We start from the raw sequence: 16,191 nt of genomic DNA, 5'->3' as shown, positions 1-16,191 counted from the left end.
CGCCAGGGCGCGGCCCGGCTGGGGGCGGTGCTGCCCAAGGCCGGGGACCAGGCCGACGTGGCCGCCTATTACCAGGGTCTTGGCTTGTATCTGGCCGGCGACGCCCCGGCCGCCCTGGCGGCCCTGGACGGCCTAAGCGCCCGGGCGGCCAATTCCTTTCTGGGCCGCGACGCCCTGTATCTGGCCCTGGAAAGCGCGGCCCGGGCCGGCCGCCACGACCGGACCCTGGCTTTGGCCGAAAGCTGGCTCACCGACGCCGAACCGTCCCTTGCCCCGGAGGTCTGGCTGCGGGCGGCCGTGGCTGCGGCCAATCTGGGGGAGCGCCAGAAGGCCCAGGATTATCTGCGCCATCTGGCCCTGACTTTTCCGGTTTCCAAATCCGCCGCTTCCGGCATTGCCCTGGCCCGGCGGCTGTTGGCCGAACCCGGCGGAGCCGGCGGCTTTGATCCCGATGCCCCGGACACGGTGCTGCTGTTGGCCGAGGGGCTGGTGGAAAAGGGCGGGGCCGAGGCGGCGCTGACGCTGCTTGCCCCCCGCGCCGGCTGGACCCCGGCCCAGGCCGCCCGGGCCGACTATGTCCGGGGCAAGGCCCACTACCGCCTGCGCCGGCCCAAGGCCGCTTTCGACGCCTTTGCCAAGGCCATTGCCGTTGATCCGGCCGGTTCGCTGGCCGGCTGGGCCCGTTACCATCAGGCCCGCTGCCTGTGGCGGTCCCTTGAGCCGGAGGATGGCCGGCGCATGGAGGCGCTCCTTCGCGAAGTGCTGGCTGCGCCCGGCCGCGATGATCCCCTGCGCGAGGCTGCGGCCCGGCATCTGGCCCTGCTTTTGGCCGAACGGGGCCGCTTTGCCGAGGCCCTGGAGGCGGCCGGACGGTTGCAGGGGCTGGCTGTCGGCCCGGATCTGGCCGCCCAGGGAGCCACGCTCACGGCGCTTTTGCGCTACGTCACCGGGGATTTTGCCGGGGCCGAAGTCGATCTGGCCGCCTTTGCCGGGCGGTTTCCCGAGGATGACTGGGCCGACGGGGCCCGCTATTGGCGCGGCCGGGCCCTGGCCGGGCTGGGACGCGCTCAGGAGGCGGCCGCGATCTGGATGGAGGTGGCTGCGGCCCGGCCCAACACCTATTACGGCGGCCGGGCTGCGGCTGCCCTGGCCGGGGCCGGGGATGTGGGGGAGCGGATGGTGGCCTCGTCGCCGACCAAGCCGCCGCGTTGTCCGGACGCGGCGGCCCCGCCGTCGCCGGCTGTGACGGCCACGCTCGGCAAGGCCTATGCCCTGGCCGACGCCGGGTTGCCGGCCCTGGCCGAGATGGTGCTGGAATTTTGCCGCCAAGGCCGCCCCGGACCGGGCCGATCTGGCCATGGCCCATATCCACGCCGCCATGGAGGCCGGACGGCGCACGGCAGCCATGCGCACGGCCTGGCGCACCTTCGGGGCCTGCCTGCTGCGCGGCACGCCGGCCGAGTTGGGGCCGCTGCGCGACGCCCTCTATCCCCGGGCCTACGCCGGCGAGGTGACGGCTGCCCTGGCCGGCTCGGGCATCGACCCCGACATCATCTATTCGCTTATTCGCCAGGAGAGTTTTTTCGATCCCAAGGCCGTGTCCGGGGCCGGGGCGGTGGGGCTTATGCAGCTCATGCCGGAGACGGCCAAGACTGTGGGCAAAAAAATCGGCATCCGGCCCGACCGGGCGGATCTGTTTAGTCCGGTGGTCAACATCCGGCTCGGGGTGGCGTTTTTCCGGGAACGGCTGGCCGAGGAGGGGACTTTGGCGGCGACGCTGGCCTCCTACAATGCCGGGCAAAACCGGGTGGCCATATGGAACGCCGGGTTCGGGCGGCTTGGCGAGGAGCTTTTTACGGAGTTTATCCCCTACACCGAGACCCGGGACTATGTGCGCCGCATCACCACCAACGCCATGCTTTACCGGAGGCTTTATCCCTCCGGGAAATGAGGCAGGAGGCCTTCATGCGCGTCAGGCGCAGACGGCGTTGGCCACGACCGACCGGAGATGACGACAGAGCGCTCAGCATCCCGTCTAAAAACTTTTCCCATTGCAGGGGTCCGGGGGGATCATCCCCCCGGCCGCCGGAGGCTCTTTTTTCCTACAACTCCCCACCGCCGGCAGAGAGTTCTTCCAGGGAAAAGAGGCGGTCGGCGTCCAGGACGATGGTGAACGTGCCATCGAGTCGGGCCAGCCCGCGCACGAAGCGGGTGGGCACGGCCAATCCCATGTCCGGGGGCGGGGCGATGTCGGCGTCGGCGATTTCCACCACCTCGTGGACGGCGTGGGCCAGGGCGGCCACGGCCAGGGTGTCGCCGTCGTAGTCGCGTTCGACGATGATCAGGCAGGTGGGATCCTTCGAGCCGGACTCCAGTTCGAGTTTGCGGCCCAGATCCACCACAGTTGCAGCATTGCCGCGCAGGTTGACCACGCCGCGCAGATATTCCGGGGCCAGGGGCACCACGGTCACCGTGGGCATGTCCAGGACTTCGGACACGAGCAGCGAGGGCAGGGCGAAGTGTTCGCCGCACAAAGTAAAGGTCAGGTATTGGCGGGTGGCGTCGTCGGCCATGGAGGGTGCCTCCGGTTCTGGCGATCTCACCTGAGCATACGGCAGCCGGGCCTTGCCGGCAACTGCCCGTTTCCATTGGCGATGCCGCAAGCGTTGACAAGACTGCCGTCCGGGCATACACACCCCCTCAAACCATGGAACCTTTTGAGGAAATAATGGACGAGCCGTACAGTAGTAGTCGCTTTTCCCCGCACGTTTATCCGCTGACCGTTACGCGATAACGCTTCCTGCCGCTTTACGCGCCGCTGCCGCCCCATCCGGGCGCGCCAGGGTCGCCGCCGGCAGGCGGCGGCACAAGGAGGCGCCAGATGAACACGTTTTTCATCGGGTCTGAACATTTCGCCTCAGGGCTTTCCCCCCGTGCCGGCATCCGGCTCGGGGCGGCCGTACTTTTCCCTGTCTCGCGCCGGCTGTGCGCCGCCACCTCCGGCACAGCCCAGGAACCTCCCTCAGCAAGCCCCCTGCCCTCGTCGTAGGGCCGTGACGCGGCCTTGGCCGCAACGCGTTTTTGGTCCCTTTGCGTCTGGTCGCAGCGGCGGACTTCCTGACGTCCGTCGGTGCAAGCCCTGGCGATTTGCGGGACGGCCCTGTGCCGTGCCTGCTGCCCGGGGGGAGGCTTGGTCATGAACGATCTTTATGTCAGTGCGGTGCTCGGCCGTCCGGTCATCGACCCTTCGGGCGTCGAACTCGGCCGGCTCACCGATCTTGGGCTGGTGCCCGGCAAGACCCTGCCTGTGGTGTCCGGGCTTTTCATCCGCAGCGGCGGCCGGCGGCGCTTTGTGCCCTGGAGCTGCGTCAATCTGTTCACCCCGGTGATTGTCTCGGCCGATCTTTCCGGCCTGTCAGGCGAGGCGGGTGCCTGGGCCGAGGGCGAGGAGACCGGCGATATTGCCGACATCAGGCTTCGCCGCGACATCCTCGACCGCCAGATTGTGGACGTGGACGGGGCCAAGATCGTTCGCGTCAACGATCTCAAGCTGCACGCCCGGGGGGCGAGTCTTTTCATCGAGGCCGTGGATGTGGGCCTTCGCGGCATGGCCCGGCGGCTGGGCCAGCTGCGCTTCTGGAACTGGCTGGCCAAAAGCCTTGGCCTGACCCTGCCCAGCCGGGAGATCGACTGGCGTTTCGTGGCCCAGCTCGATCCCAACGCCGACAAGCTGACCCTGACCGTGGCCCGCGAGCGCTTAACCGACATGCACCCGGCCGACATTGCCGAGATTCTGGCCCAGCTGCCCCACAAGGAGGCCGGCACGGTCATCGGGACCCTTGACCCCGAGACCGTGGGCGAGGCCCTGGGCGAACTCGATCCCGAAGTGGGCGGCCGGGTCATCAGCCAGCTCGATAGCGAAATGGCCTCTGACATCCTCGAAGAGATGGAGCCGGACGAAGCCGCCGACCTGCTGGCCGATCTGCCCGAGGAAAAGGCCCGGGAACTGCTTGGCCTCATGGACGCCGAAGACGCGGAAATGGTCCAGGAACTTCTGGAGCACGAGGAGGATACGGCCGGCGGTCTCATGAACAACATGTTCGCCTTCGTGCCCCCGGCCATGACTGCCGAGGAGGCGCTCAATTACATCCGTCTGGTCGGGGCCGAGATCGAGAACGTCTACTACATCTACGTGATCCGGGCCGACGAAACACCCCTTGGGGTGGTGACGCTCAAGCGTCTGCTCCTGTCCCCACCCAAGACCCCGGTGGCCGAGATCATGACCGTGGGCCTCAAAGCCGTCGGCGTCCAGGACGAACCGGCCAAGGTCATGGAGCTCATTTTCAAATATAATCTGCTGGCCGTGCCGGTGCTTGAGGATGGACATATGGTCGGTATCGTGCCGGCAGATGCGGTCATCGAACGATTTTTGCCCGAATCCGTCACCCGTTCGCGGTACGCCGCCCATTAGGCTTTGAGGTCTGCCATGCCGTTTTTCAACAAGTTCTCGCGCAAAAACATCCTGCTCTTTTTCGCCCTGCTCGGCCCCGGCATCATCACCGCCAACGTGGACAACGACGCCGGCGGCATCACCACCTATTCCCTGGCCGGGGCGCGCTACGGCTATTCGCTCCTGTGGATGCTCATTCCCACCACGATCTCCCTGGTGGTCATCCAGGAAATGTGCGCCCGCATGGGCGCGGTGACCGGCAAGGGGCTCTCCGACCTGATCCGCGAGTCCTTTGGGCTGCGCACCACGTTTTACATCATGATCGCGCTGTTTTTGACCAACCTCGGCAACACCATCTCGGAATTTGCCGGTATCGCCGCGGGGCTCGAGCTTTTCGGCGTCACCAAGTACCTGTCCGTGCCCCTGGCCGCGGCCCTGGTCTGGCTGCTCATCGTCAAAGGCTCGTATCGCATCGTGGAGCGGGTCTTTTTAATTGTCTGCGTGGTCTATCTGGTCTACCCGCTGGCCGCGCTTTCGGCCGACGTGCCCTGGGGCGAGGTGGCCCGGGCCGCCGTCACCCCGACCTTTCGGGCCGACGGCGACTATGTGGCCATGATGATAGCCCTTATAGGCACCACCATCGCCCCCTGGATGCAGTTCTACCAGCAGGCGGCCGTGGTCGAGAAGGGCATCACCGCCGAGAACTACGGCTTCACCCGCCTCGACGTCATCATCGGCTGCGTCCTGGCCGTCATCGTGGCCCTTTTTATCGTGGTGGCCTGCGCTGCCTCCATCCACCGCCAGGGGTTGCCCATCGAGACGGCGGCCGACGCGGCCATGGCCCTTGAACCGCTCGTCGGGAAATACGCCTCGTGGCTCTTTGGCGTGGGGCTGATAAACGCGTCACTGTTTGCCGCCGGCATCCTGCCCCTGTCCACGGCCTACTACATCTGCGAGGCCATGGGCTGGGAACTGGGCATCGACAAGGATTTCCGCCGCGCGCCGGAATTCTTCTGGCTGTTCACCATCAGCATCGGCATCGGCGCGGCCACCATTCTCATCCCCGGGATGCCGCTCATGTTCGTCATGTACGTGTCCCAGGTGGTCAACGGCGTGATGCTGCCCTTTGTCCTGATCCTCATGCTGCTTTTGATCAACAACAAGCGGCTCATGGGCAAATTCGTCAACGGCCCGGTCTTTAACGCCGTGGCCTGGGTGACGGTGGTCGGCCTGATCGTCCTGACGGCGCTCATGACCATCGACACCGTGCGCCCGGGAGCCATCAATGCCGTGGTGAAGCTGGTGGCCGGGTAATTTCGTTGAGAAAAGAATTGCAAAGAGGGAAGAATGCCTCCGGCGGCCGGGGCTTTGCCCCGGACCCCACCGGGGGGATGATCCCCCCGGACCCCTCGCACGGGAAAAGGTATTCAAGGGTCGCGGCATCGCCGTTCCCCTTTACCCCTTTGGGGGGTCCGGGGGCTTCAGGCCCCGGCCGCCGGAGCAACGGTGGTTAAGCAACTTTCGCGTCTCGACTTGGCAACGCATCCGGTCCAATCAAACGAACCCCAGGTGGGTTTCCAAAGGGCACTGCCCTTTGGCCGCCGGAGGCACTCTTTCTCTTTCTCTTCTCTCACCTTGTGGCCGGGCGGGCTGACCCCAGGCCAAGGCTCATGGCCATGCCGGTGAAGCTGGCCACCGCCCCGACCAGCAGGAACCCGTCGTAGCCGTAAGCGGCCACGGCCGCGCCGCCGAGAATCGGGCCGAGGAAGCTGCCGCCTTGCAGCGAGAGCATCATGAGGTTGGCATTTAAGCCTTTGAATGCCGGTTCCGACAGCTCGTACATGAAGGCATTGAGCGACGGCGACCCCACCCCCATGCCGCAGCCGAGGAGCACCGCAGCCAGATAGGCCGGTCCCTGGGTCTGGGTGAAAAAGAGCAACAGAAAGGTCGCTCCGGTGACGACATAGCAAAAGCGGATGAGCTGGATTTTCGGCACCACATCGAAGATGCGGTTGGCAAAGACGCGCAGGGCGATCATGCAGCCGGTCTGGATGGAAAAGAAGATGCCCACCCCGGCCAGGCCCCGGGCCTGGAACAGGCTCTTGGCCAGGAAGAAGAGCGACGCAAAACTCAGGTAATACATGGCGTTGACGGCCAGCAGTTGGGCCACCGGCCGCTTGCGGGCGTTTTGCGCCATGGCGGCCAGACTCGGCCGCGTCCCGTGGCTGTGGCCCCGGCCCCGGCTGCGCCGGCCAAGGACCGCCAGGACGATCAGGGCCGGAGCCAGGGCCAGGGCCACCAGGGCATAGCCCTGCGGGTAGCCGAGATGGGCCGGTGAAAGCCAGTCGAAAAGCGGCGGCATGACCGAGTAGGGCAGGAGCATGGCCACGGAATAGACGCCAAAGGCCTGCCCGCTGCGGGTCGGGGGAATGATGGCCACTAAAAGCGTCATGGCCCCGGCCGAAACCAGGGCCACCCCCAGGCCGTTGGCCAGCCGTACGGCGAGCAGTGCCGCCGGTGAGGCGGCCGTCAGATACGCCCCCCCGCAACCAAGCAGCACCACGATGCCGACGGCCGCCGTCCTGGCCGCGTTTTGCGTGGTCAGAAAGGGGCTGACGGTCAGATAGGTGGCCATGGTGGCCAGGGAGGACGCGCCGATTAACAGGCCGCGCCAGGACTGGGGGATGCCAAGGGCCTCGAAATAGACGTAGAGGCTGTAAAAGACGGAAATATTGCAGTAGGACAGAAAGATCAGCAGACAGAGGCTGACGAATTCAAAGGAAAAAAAGCGGGGGTTTTGGGGTGTGCTCATGACCTGCCGCCGTATCGGGCCGGGTTGGACGGTGCTGCGGGAGCCAGCCGGATACGCGGGGCGGGGTGGAGCGTCAAGGTCGATGTTATGACAACAATTTCGAGAAGCAAGTACCTGTCGGCCGCTACCCGGCCGGATTGGCAACCAGCGCCAAGAACCTTTGAAAATTTTCCCCATCAAGGGCGGCCGGGGGGATAATCCCCCCGGCCGCCGGAGCAATGGTGGTTCCCGTCAAGCGCGCACTTCCGGCCTACGCCAGGAACCCATTCAAATAAAACCTTTGCAGGGGTCCGGGGGGATCATCCCCCGGCCGCCAAGGCTATTCGTCTTCTCTCTCCCGGCTACTTGCTCGGTTGGGCCGTGGCCGTGATGTTGGGATAGGCCGGGGGCAGGTCGGTGGCCACGGTCTGGATGTGTCCGCCGGCCGCAGCCAGGGCCTGTCCCAGGTCCACATAGCGCCAGTTCCTGTCGGCGGCCGTGTGGTAGTAGTAGCGGCCCCGGACCGTGTCGGCCGCGGCGGTCCACTGGGTGACGTCGTACACGACCTCGGACGCATCTTTTTCGCGGACCGCGCCCTTGGGAATGTCCACGTTGCCGATGATGGTCATGGCGAGACCCAGGCCGGCATCCGGGCCGGTTACGGGCAGGGCGGACTGGGTCAGCGCCACCATGCGCACGAAGCGGCTGGGCGGGGTGAAGTCGCCGGGCAGCCCGAGCATGCCTGAACCCTGGCCGGTCTGGCGCACGACGTAGCCGGCCAGATCCAGGGCCGGGACGTTTACGGCCGAGAGATTGACCGTGTTGCTTAAATACGTGAGCATCCAGGTGAAATCCGGGGAGTTGGTCAGCACGCCAATCGGGTTCTCATGGATGTTGAGCTTGCCGTCGACATATTCCAGGACAATGCTGGCCCCGGTGGCGTCGTGGACGGTAAAGTGCAGGGGCAGGGGGCCGGCAGCCACGCCGTTTAAGGTGGTCGGGCCCTGGCACACGCGCACCTTGGCGATGTCGCGGCGCACGTCGGCTACGGTTGCGCACTGGGAGAGCAGCCAGTTGACCACTTCGAACTGGGCAATGGTGTTGCCGGCGGTATCGGGCGAAAACGGCTCGTACCCGGCATAGCCCGGGAAGAGCAGGCCGCCGACCACCAGACCCTTTTCGTTCATGCCGTCGCTTAAGTTGTTGATGCCAAGGGCGTTCATGCCGACGAAGCCGTATTTGGCGGTAAAGGCCAGGCCCTTGGATGCGCCGTCGGGCAGGGTGCCGACGAAGGCCGTGCCTTTGGGGATGATGGCCACCTTGGAGCCGAGGTCCTGGCCGTATTCCATGGTCCGGGCGTAAAAAACCCCGCCGTCCGTGGTTTTTATGCGGATGCTGGTGCAGGCGTCGGCCGAGGGAGCCGGAGCGAACAGGGCCACGAGCAGGGCGGCTGCGGCGAGGCGGCGCAGAAGCGACATGGCGGAATCCTTTGCCGTACGGGCGGGATTAAACGGTTGGGACGAGCGGGAAACCGGACACTGGACACGAAAGGATGGTTGCCAAGTGTATACGCAAAAGGGTCAGGCCGGTCCAGGGGAGGCAGGAAACAGCATTTTGCCGTCCGTCCGGGGCCACCCCCGCATTGACCCCGCCCCCTTTGGAACGCTAAGGATTTCCTGCGGCCATCCCGGCCCGTAGGCCATTTGGCCCCAAGGAGGCTTTTCATGCTACGACATCTCGCCGTCGCCGCCGCGCTGTCCCTGGCCGCCCTGGCTACGGGCTGCGGCAGTATCGGAGCCACGGCTGACAATGTGCCGCAATCGGCTGTCGATGCCGACTACAGCCAGTGCCAATCCCGGGCCTTCGTCTCCACGGCGCTTATCAAAAACGCCGGCGAAGCCGAAGACCGCCAGCAGGAAATTATTGACGAATGCATGAAAGAAAAGGGGTATAACGCCAAATGACCCCCCCGGAAAAACGCTCGCTGGAACCCAAGTCCGTTTCCGCCAGCCTCGTGGTCATGCCCCAGCGCATGTTGCCGTCCGACGCCAACCCCGCCGGCAACGTCCACGGCGGCGTCATCCTCAAATATATCGACACCGCCGGCGGCATCTGCGCCATACGCCATGCCCGCTCGGCCGTGGTCACCGCCTCCATCGACCGCATGGATTTCTTGAAACCCGCCTATATCGGCGAGGTTGTCACCTTCATGGCCGCCGTCAACCTCGTGGGCGCGACCTCCATGGAAGTGGGCGTGCGGGTGGAGTGTGAAAATCCCATCACCGGCGAGACCCGCCACGCCGGTTCGGCCTACCTGACCTACGTGGCTCTGGACGCCGAACGCCGGCCCCAGGCCGTGCCGCCGCTGATCCTTGAGACGGAGTCCGACCGCCGCCGCAACCGCGAGGCCGCAGCGCGGCGCGAAGCCCGGCTCCAGGAACGTCGCCGCGAACGTGATTCCCAACTGCAACATCAGTCTGAAAACCCTTAACCGAGGTGCGACGTGGCCGAAACTATTGACGATTTGACTGTGAATTACGAGGAAGACGGCGTCGAGCTGACCAAGGAGCTCGACAAGGTCATCCTCACCCGCGGGGCCTGGACCACCATCATTTTCCGCTTTGTCCAGTGGGACCCCAAAAAGGATGCCTACAGTCCCGACCGCTACGCCATTCGCCGGTATAAAAAATCCGGCGACACCTATCGCGTGCAGTCCAAATTTGCCATCTCCAGCCGGGACCAGGCGCAGAAGATCGTTGCTGCCCTGTCCCGCTGGACCGAAGCCCCGGAGGGCGAAGCGTGAGCGATACCGTCACTATCCGTGCCCTGGCGACCCTGGCCCCCTATGCACCTCCCGGCGGCGTGGCCTCGGTCGGACCCGGTGAAACCGCCGGCGAGCTGGCCGACCGTCTGGGCATCGAAGGCGAGGCCCTGGGTGCCGTGCTTATAAACGGCAACCCCGCCACCCTGGAAACCCCGCTTTCCCCGGGCGATGTCGTGTCCTTCGTGCCGCCCATCACCGGGGGCTGAACCAGGACGGCAAGCCATGCCCGACACCGCTCTTCTTGCCGCCCTGCGGACTGCCAGTTGTGAGCGGCCCTATCCCGACGGCCGCGCCGGTCGGTTTCTCGACGCCGCGGCTGTGGCCGGGCTGGCCCGGGACTTTGCCCTGGCCCCGCGCCGGGTGGAGATCGCGGCCCTTGATTCCGGCATCTGCCCCCTGCGCTACGCCCGCAATCTCACGGCGTTCTCCATGGCCGAACAGGCCCGGCTTTTGGCCTCCAAGGCGGCCCTGGTCGGCCTTGGCGGCCTGGGCGGCGGGTTGCTGGAAAATCTCGTGCGGGCCGGGGTGGGGGTGATCCACGCCGCTGACGGCGACGTGTTCGAGGAAAGCAATCTGAACCGCCAACTGCTCTCCCGTCTGGACGCCCTTGGCCGGCCCAAGGCCGCCCTTGCCGCCGAGCGGGCCGCAGCCGTCAACCCGTCCGTGGAATTTGTGGCCCAGGCGGCCTTTCTCGACCGGGCCGGCATGGACGCGCTTCTGGACGGCGCCCAGGTGGCTGTGGATGCCCTGGGCGGGCTGGCCGACCGGCCGGCCCTGGTCGCCGCTGCCGCCGGGTTGGGCATTGCGCTGGTGACCGGGGCCGTGGCCGGCTACACCGCCATCGTGGCCACGGTGCTGCCGGGCGGTCCTTCCCCGGCCGACCTGTTTGGCGGGAGCGGCGGCACGGCAGCCGAGGACGTGCTGGGCTGTCCGTCGCCGGCGGTCATGGCTGTGGCCGCCCTGCAGGCCTCCGAGGCCATCCGCCTGCTGGCCGGTCGGAAGCCGGCCCTGGCCGGCAAGGCGCTCATCATCGACCTTGAAACCATGCGCTTTGACACCATCGTATTGGAGCCCGGACCGTCGCCGGGCAAGGCAGGGTGACAAGGGGGCCGTGGACGCGATATAAGGACACAAGGCGTGCCCGGTGCGCCAAATCCTCAAGGAAGCGTCATGACTCTCAAAGCGGATTCCTGCTATCTGGCCACCCCCCTCCAGCTCATGGGCTGCGATCCCCGTGAGCGAATGCAAAATATCATCGGCTCCGCCCCGGAAGCCGTGCGGGTGGCCATCACCGATCTCATGCTCTCCATCAAGACCTCCCTGGACGTCCTGCCCATGATGCCGGCCCTTGGCGACCCTGACCGGCCGGTGTCGGACTGGGAGTCGCTTTTGACTTCGCTGACCGCCTTTCGCCGCGAACTCGACGTGCTCAAGGCCTCGAAGATCGAGGGCCTGCGCCGGGCCAACCCGGGTTTTTCCCAGCTCGAGCACCGTTATGGGCTGCTCAAAAAAGCCCACGAAAAAGCCAAGCTCATGCTTGAGATTCTTTACGAACTGATCAATGCCGGCCAGGATTTCCAGACCGCCGCTGAAATTCTTGAGCAAAGCGCCGAAGTGATGCTCAAGGAACTCAAAGGCGACCTGTACGTGTGCCGTCTGCGCGACGAGGACGGCAACTGGGTCAACATCGCGGCCAACACCCACACCGGCCGGGCCACCCCCATTTTCGTCCGGTTCATGGAAGAGACGCTGCCCCACCATCCGGTCATGCTCTCGGTTAACAATCCCAAGACCCTGTTTGTGGTGTCCAACAACCTGCTTGGCCCCGAGCGCGGCGGCGAGTCCATCGACTGCGTGCCCTATCTCGAAGGCTACCGCTGCCGTCTGTCCTTTTTCCTGCGCGAGCCGGCCGGCAAGGCCTTTGGCCTCATGATGCTGTATTCCCGCAAAACCCGGTTTTTCGACCGCTACGAGACCGACTTCCTGGCCGACTGCGCCCGGGTGGTGTCGCTCACCGTCGGACGCCGCCTGGAACTGGGCCGCGACACCCTGGCCAAGGCGGCCGGCGGCATGGCCCATGTCGGCAACAACGTGCTGGCCATCATGAAAAACGGGGCGGAACTCATTCTCGAAGATTACGAGGATTTTCTGGACAACGAAGACGAGATCGGCACGGGGCTCATTGCCGAGGCCATGCAGCTGGTGCCCGACCCATGGCCCAATCTGGCCCCGGCCGCCATGCGCCATCTGATCGGCCTGACCGTGGAGCGCATGGAAGTCGAAAAGAAGATGCAGTACGTCAATCTCATCGTCGAGAATATCAACCGCCTCAAAGGGGCCATCAGCAACCTGCTCAAGGCTGTGGAAAACCCCATCTTCATGCCCTATGTCGGCGGCGAGGAAGTGCTCGACCTCGAACCGGCGGAGCACGACGACCGCGAGGTCTACCGGCAGACCTCCTAGCCCGGCCCTGGCAACGCCCATACTGGCTGCCCGCGCCAAGACCCTTTGAAAAACTTCTCCAGTTGCAGGGGTCCGGGGGGATCATCCCCCCGGTGGGGTCCGGGGCAACGCCCCGGCCGCCGGAGGCATTTTTCCGCCCCCGCAACAATCAGGCGGAAGGCGGGTTATTTGCGAAGGGCCGGGTGTTCCACAACGATCTCGCCATCCTGGTAGCGCAGCACGGCGTCGCGGGTGTCTTCGGGCACGGCCAGGGTGGCCTCGCCGATGGAGATTTCCACGTTTGCGCCGATGCGGCCGGGCACGATGAGCCGGCAACTGCTGAAGCGGCGCATGGCAGCGGGGTTGTCCCAGAGTTTTTTGAGCTGTTTTTTGAAGGTATTGAGGCGTTGCAGGCTTTGTTCCAGGGCCGGGCCGAATTCCCTGGCTGCGTCTTCGCTGCGGCCCATATCCAGGCGGTAGGTCTCGATATCGAGCAGGGTCTGGCGCATCCCGGCCTTGAGATGCTGGTCTTTGTGAATGCGCTCCGGGTCGTAGCCGAGCAAAAGCCGGGTCTGGCTCTGGCCGCCGCCGCCGAGCTGTTCGCCCACGTAGACGGCTTCGCCGCAGTAGACCTCGCCCCCGGCCAGCCGGCCCTTGACGGCCAGTTTTTCGCCGGCAAAAAGCCGGCAGTGCATGGATGAGCCGTCGATGAGGATGTTGTCGCCGGCGTGGAGCACGGCGTTCTCGCAGAATCTGGCCCTCAGGCTCTTGCCGGCCCGAAGCGTGGTCCGGTTGCCGCCCTGGATGCCGCCGTGGCAGGTGATGTTGCCCATGGCCCGGATGCGGGCGGACACCACCGTGCCTTTGACCGTGACGTTTCGGCCAATGACCATGAAGCCGGCCCGGATGTCGCCGCCAATAAGCACGTCGCCGACCGCCACGATATTGCCGGTGTGGAAATCGATGTCGCAGCCGATGGCCAGGGTTTCGCGCACGGTGATGCGGCCGTCCATGAAGGCGACATGGCCGTTGACGCTGGCCAATAGGCGCAGGGGATTGTCGGGATCGACGCGGCAGCCTTCGCCGTGGGGAAAGGCGGTGGTTTCGGAAACAATGGCGCCAGCGGCAGGGGCCTCGTGCCCGGCGTGCCCCTCTGGGGGCAGGGGTATCCATTCGGCCAGGGGCTGGCCCACGGCCACGTTTTGGACGTACCCCAAGTCGAACTGGTCAACGCTTCCGTCGTCACGATTCTTCGGGCGCAACCGGCGCTGTTCGAAATCGGGATCGAAGTGAAACGTGAGGACATACGGCATGGATGCCCGCCGGTTGTCGAGTTTTTCGGGGCATACGCCCCATTGTTCGATTCGTAACCAACAGTCGCTGTTTACACAACCCCGGTCCGGCCGAAATCGGACAGCCGTCGGCCGCAACCAAGGCGTTTGTCCGCGCCCGATTGACGCCTGGGGCCGAATATTTTAGCTTCCCGTACTTTATTATCAGAGCATCAAAGCGCTCCCGCGCGTTCAAACCACGAACCAGGCGAGACCTATGGAAACCCTACGTACTCTCCCGGGCGACGATGTCCGGCAAATCATGTGGCGCTACGCCGACCGCTTCGATCTCCAGATGGCCGTCCAGTCGGCCCGCAGCGTGGCCCGGGGCGTTGTCGCCCGCATGGTGGCCGACGGCGTTCGCCACTCCCACGAATGGACCGAGCAGAAGGACTCGCTGCTGAAAGCCTTTGACGAAGCCGGCATCACCGCCGTTTTTCTTGATCCCCACCAGGGCGGTTTCATCGAAGGCCCGAAAAATATGGCCCTGTCCCTGGTCGCTTTCGAGCTGTCCTGGGTCGATGCCGGGGCGGCCACCTGCTCCCTGGCCAACAACCTGGCCCTGTCGCCCATCCACGAGCGCGGCACCACCGAGCAGCGCGACCATTATATGACCCTGTGCGCCCCGTCCCCGGATCGCGCCCCCTGGCGCGGCGCGTTTGCCCTGACCGAACCCATTCCCTACGTCGGCGTCGATACCGGCGTCCTGACCGGCAAGGTGCGCGTCGATTCCTGGGAAGACGGCCAGGAGCCGATCCTGCACGTGGAAAAACGCGGCCGCTTCATCACCGGCATGGATTTCGCCAATTACGCCACCGCTGCCGTGGACACCGCCGATCCCCGCATCAAGTCCTCCTGCATCATCATCCTGGAAGAGACCGATCCGGGCTTGTTCGACCGCGGCGCGCCGACGCTTAAAATGGTGCACCAGCTGTCCTCCACCCGCGACCCGGTTTTCAACCTCAAGGTGCCGGCCAGCCGCATCATCGGCGGCTATACGGTCAAGGACGGCTCTATCGTCCCCAATTATTCCCACTCCGAGGTCATTGCCGCCGTGTTCCACCGCACCCGCGTGCCGGTGGCCCTTATGACCACGGCCAAGCTCCTCTCGGCCATCGAGCCGGTCATCCGCTACCAGCGCACCCGGTTCCGGGGCGGCGACGCCTGCGGCGAAGGTTCGCCCAAGTTCGACCTCGGCCTGCAGCAGAAGCAGGACGCCGTCATCCGGCTGGCCGATGTCTGGGCGGCCGGCGAAGCCGGGGCTTCCCTCGGCTTTGCCACGGCCCGGCTGTTTGACCACCTCGATCCCACGGAAAAGGCCAAGGACGCGGCCATGGCCGCAAACGGCGTGGTCGGCGTGCGCGGCCAGATGATGGCCCTTAAAAAGGTCCAGCCCCAGGCCATCGAATACGTCAACCTGCTCTTTACCCCCGAGGCCGACCGCGACACCGCCCGCTTTGCCGCCCTGGACGCCGATCCGGTGGTCAGGTTCCAGGCCCTTGAAGCCGAAGCCGGCGTCCTGTGCCCGGCCTGCAAGCTCTGGAACACCGGCCATGGCGCAACCGTCATGCGCGAGGCCGTGGCCCTTATGGGCGGCTACGGCATCACCGAAGACTGCCCCGGATTCCTGTTTCACAAGTGGAACGACACCCAGCTCGAAGCCACTTACGAAGGCCCGGAATGCGTCCAGCGCCGCCAGCTTGGCATCACCATGGCCAGCGAGATCTTCCAGGCCTACGTCGATAACTACATCGCCGAGATGGACCGCGTGGCCGGGACCCATCCCGAGACCGGCGCGGCCTCGGTTGCCGCCGGCCTTCGCCTGTGGAAGCAGACCTTCGACTTCCTGTGCGCCAACAAGGACGCCGACGGCAAGAAGCTCTACCACAGCAACCGGCAGGCCGTGACCTTCCCGCTGGCCGACGCCCTGTGCCCGCTCATTGCCAGCCGGCTTTTCATCCTCGACGTGCTGGAACTGGCCGCCAAGGGGCCGGAAAATCCCATGGTGGCCGAGGGCCTGGAAGGCTACATGGCCTTTTTCAACGACATCGCCCGGATGCAGGCCGCCCGCGCCGCCGGCGAAGCCGCGCGCCTGTGCTCCGGCCTCGTGCACGGCTACGCCACGCCCGATGCCGATCTGGCCGCCTTTGGCCCGCTGCGCCAGGAACTGGATAAGTCCCTGGCCGGCCTGGGACTGGCCCGCGAACGCGCCGGAGCAGCGCTGACCCAGGTGATGATCCCCGAAGCGCTCGATTACCCGATGTAATTATTAAGACTGGGGCGCTGCCCCAGGCCCCGCCGGGGGGGATAATCCCCCCCGGACCCCCTTGCTTGGTATTGTATCGATGGTTCT

General features: G+C 65.5%; 16 protein-coding genes. 11 read left to right on the top strand and 5 right to left on the bottom strand.

Translation table 11 applies throughout. The annotated features are described in order from the left end of the window. Window positions 1-593: 593 nt before the first annotated feature. Complete coding sequence (locus DVDV_RS23965) at window positions 594-644, bottom strand: hypothetical protein (protein ID WP_368482927.1); 51 nt, start codon at window positions 642-644, stop codon at window positions 594-596. A 623-nt stretch (window positions 645-1,267) separates the two neighbouring features. On the opposite strand from DVDV_RS23965, the gene DVDV_RS23575 reads away from it, so the two are divergent. Further along, the gene (locus tag DVDV_RS23575; protein WP_368482926.1) at window positions 1,268-1,951 is read left to right on the top strand and encodes a lytic transglycosylase domain-containing protein; all 684 of its coding nucleotides are present in this window, start codon (window positions 1,268-1,270) and stop codon (window positions 1,949-1,951) included. A gap of 151 nt (window positions 1,952-2,102) precedes the next feature. On the opposite strand, the gene DVDV_RS18440 is transcribed toward DVDV_RS23575, so the two are convergent. After that, window positions 2,103-2,573 (bottom strand): chemotaxis protein CheW, encoded by a 471-nt coding sequence (locus DVDV_RS18440; protein WP_075356076.1) that lies wholly within the window; start codon window positions 2,571-2,573, stop codon window positions 2,103-2,105. 308 nt (window positions 2,574-2,881) lie between these two features. Between DVDV_RS18440 and DVDV_RS22840 the strand changes: the two genes are divergently transcribed. From DVDV_RS22840 to DVDV_RS18430, 3 genes are all read left to right on the top strand, one after another. Next, entirely contained in the window at window positions 2,882-3,049 is a 168-nt protein-coding gene (locus tag DVDV_RS22840) for a hypothetical protein (RefSeq protein ID WP_175577126.1), read from the top strand. 147 nt (window positions 3,050-3,196) lie between these two features. Beyond that, a complete protein-coding gene (locus tag DVDV_RS18435; RefSeq protein ID WP_075356075.1) occupies window positions 3,197-4,471 on the top strand; it encodes a magnesium transporter in 1,275 nt (424 codons plus the stop codon). Between the two features lie 15 nt (window positions 4,472-4,486). Beyond that, window positions 4,487-5,764, top strand: coding sequence for an Nramp family divalent metal transporter (locus DVDV_RS18430; RefSeq protein ID WP_075356074.1), 1,278 nt, complete (start codon window positions 4,487-4,489; stop codon window positions 5,762-5,764). A gap of 316 nt (window positions 5,765-6,080) precedes the next feature. On the opposite strand, the gene DVDV_RS18425 is transcribed toward DVDV_RS18430, so the two are convergent. Together DVDV_RS18425 and DVDV_RS18420 are read right to left on the bottom strand one after the other, a co-directional pair. Beyond that, window positions 6,081-7,262, bottom strand: a complete 1,182-nt coding sequence (locus DVDV_RS18425; RefSeq protein ID WP_075356073.1) for an MFS transporter — start codon at window positions 7,260-7,262, stop codon at window positions 6,081-6,083. Window positions 7,263-7,603: 341 nt separating this feature from the next. Further along, a complete protein-coding gene (locus tag DVDV_RS18420) occupies window positions 7,604-8,719 on the bottom strand; it encodes a linear amide C-N hydrolase (protein WP_075356072.1) in 1,116 nt (371 codons plus the stop codon). A 246-nt stretch (window positions 8,720-8,965) separates the two neighbouring features. Between DVDV_RS18420 and DVDV_RS18415 the strand changes: the two genes are divergently transcribed. The 6 genes from DVDV_RS18415 (at window position 8,966) to DVDV_RS18390 (ending at window position 12,528) form a co-directional block, all read left to right on the top strand. Beyond that, the gene (locus DVDV_RS18415) at window positions 8,966-9,205 is read left to right on the top strand and encodes a hypothetical protein (RefSeq protein ID WP_075356071.1); all 240 of its coding nucleotides are present in this window, start codon (window positions 8,966-8,968) and stop codon (window positions 9,203-9,205) included. Next, entirely contained in the window at window positions 9,202-9,732 is a 531-nt protein-coding gene (locus DVDV_RS18410) for an acyl-CoA thioesterase (protein WP_075356070.1), read from the top strand. Before DVDV_RS18415 ends, DVDV_RS18410 begins: the two co-directional genes overlap by 4 nt. A 12-nt stretch (window positions 9,733-9,744) precedes the next feature. Beyond that, entirely contained in the window at window positions 9,745-10,044 is a 300-nt protein-coding gene (locus DVDV_RS18405; protein ID WP_043637653.1) for a hypothetical protein, read from the top strand. Further along, the gene (locus DVDV_RS18400; protein WP_083634828.1) at window positions 10,041-10,271 is read left to right on the top strand and encodes a MoaD/ThiS family protein; all 231 of its coding nucleotides are present in this window, start codon (window positions 10,041-10,043) and stop codon (window positions 10,269-10,271) included. The genes DVDV_RS18405 and DVDV_RS18400 overlap by 4 nt, the downstream gene beginning before the upstream one ends. A gap of 16 nt (window positions 10,272-10,287) precedes the next feature. Continuing rightward, the gene (locus DVDV_RS18395; protein ID WP_075356068.1) at window positions 10,288-11,166 is read left to right on the top strand and encodes a ThiF family adenylyltransferase; all 879 of its coding nucleotides are present in this window, start codon (window positions 10,288-10,290) and stop codon (window positions 11,164-11,166) included. A 69-nt stretch (window positions 11,167-11,235) separates the two neighbouring features. Continuing rightward, window positions 11,236-12,528: a histidine kinase gene (locus DVDV_RS18390; RefSeq protein ID WP_075356067.1), complete on the top strand. Its 1,293-nt coding sequence runs from the start codon at window positions 11,236-11,238 to the stop codon at window positions 12,526-12,528. Between the two features lie 164 nt (window positions 12,529-12,692). On the opposite strand, the gene DVDV_RS18385 is transcribed toward DVDV_RS18390, so the two are convergent. Further along, window positions 12,693-13,820 (bottom strand): DUF342 domain-containing protein, encoded by a 1,128-nt coding sequence (locus DVDV_RS18385; RefSeq protein ID WP_083634827.1) that lies wholly within the window; start codon window positions 13,818-13,820, stop codon window positions 12,693-12,695. Between the two features lie 235 nt (window positions 13,821-14,055). Between DVDV_RS18385 and DVDV_RS18380 the strand changes: the two genes are divergently transcribed. Further along, on the top strand, window positions 14,056-16,104 hold the full coding sequence (locus tag DVDV_RS18380) for an acyl-CoA dehydrogenase family protein (RefSeq protein ID WP_075356065.1): 2,049 nt from the start codon (window positions 14,056-14,058) through the stop codon (window positions 16,102-16,104). The last annotated feature ends 87 nt before the right edge of the window (window positions 16,105-16,191 follow it).

The organism is Desulfovibrio sp. DV (genome assembly GCF_001936595.1).
Lineage (GTDB): Bacteria > Desulfobacterota > Desulfovibrionia > Desulfovibrionales > Desulfovibrionaceae > Solidesulfovibrio.
This window is presented reverse-complemented; position numbering and strand designations above follow the sequence as displayed.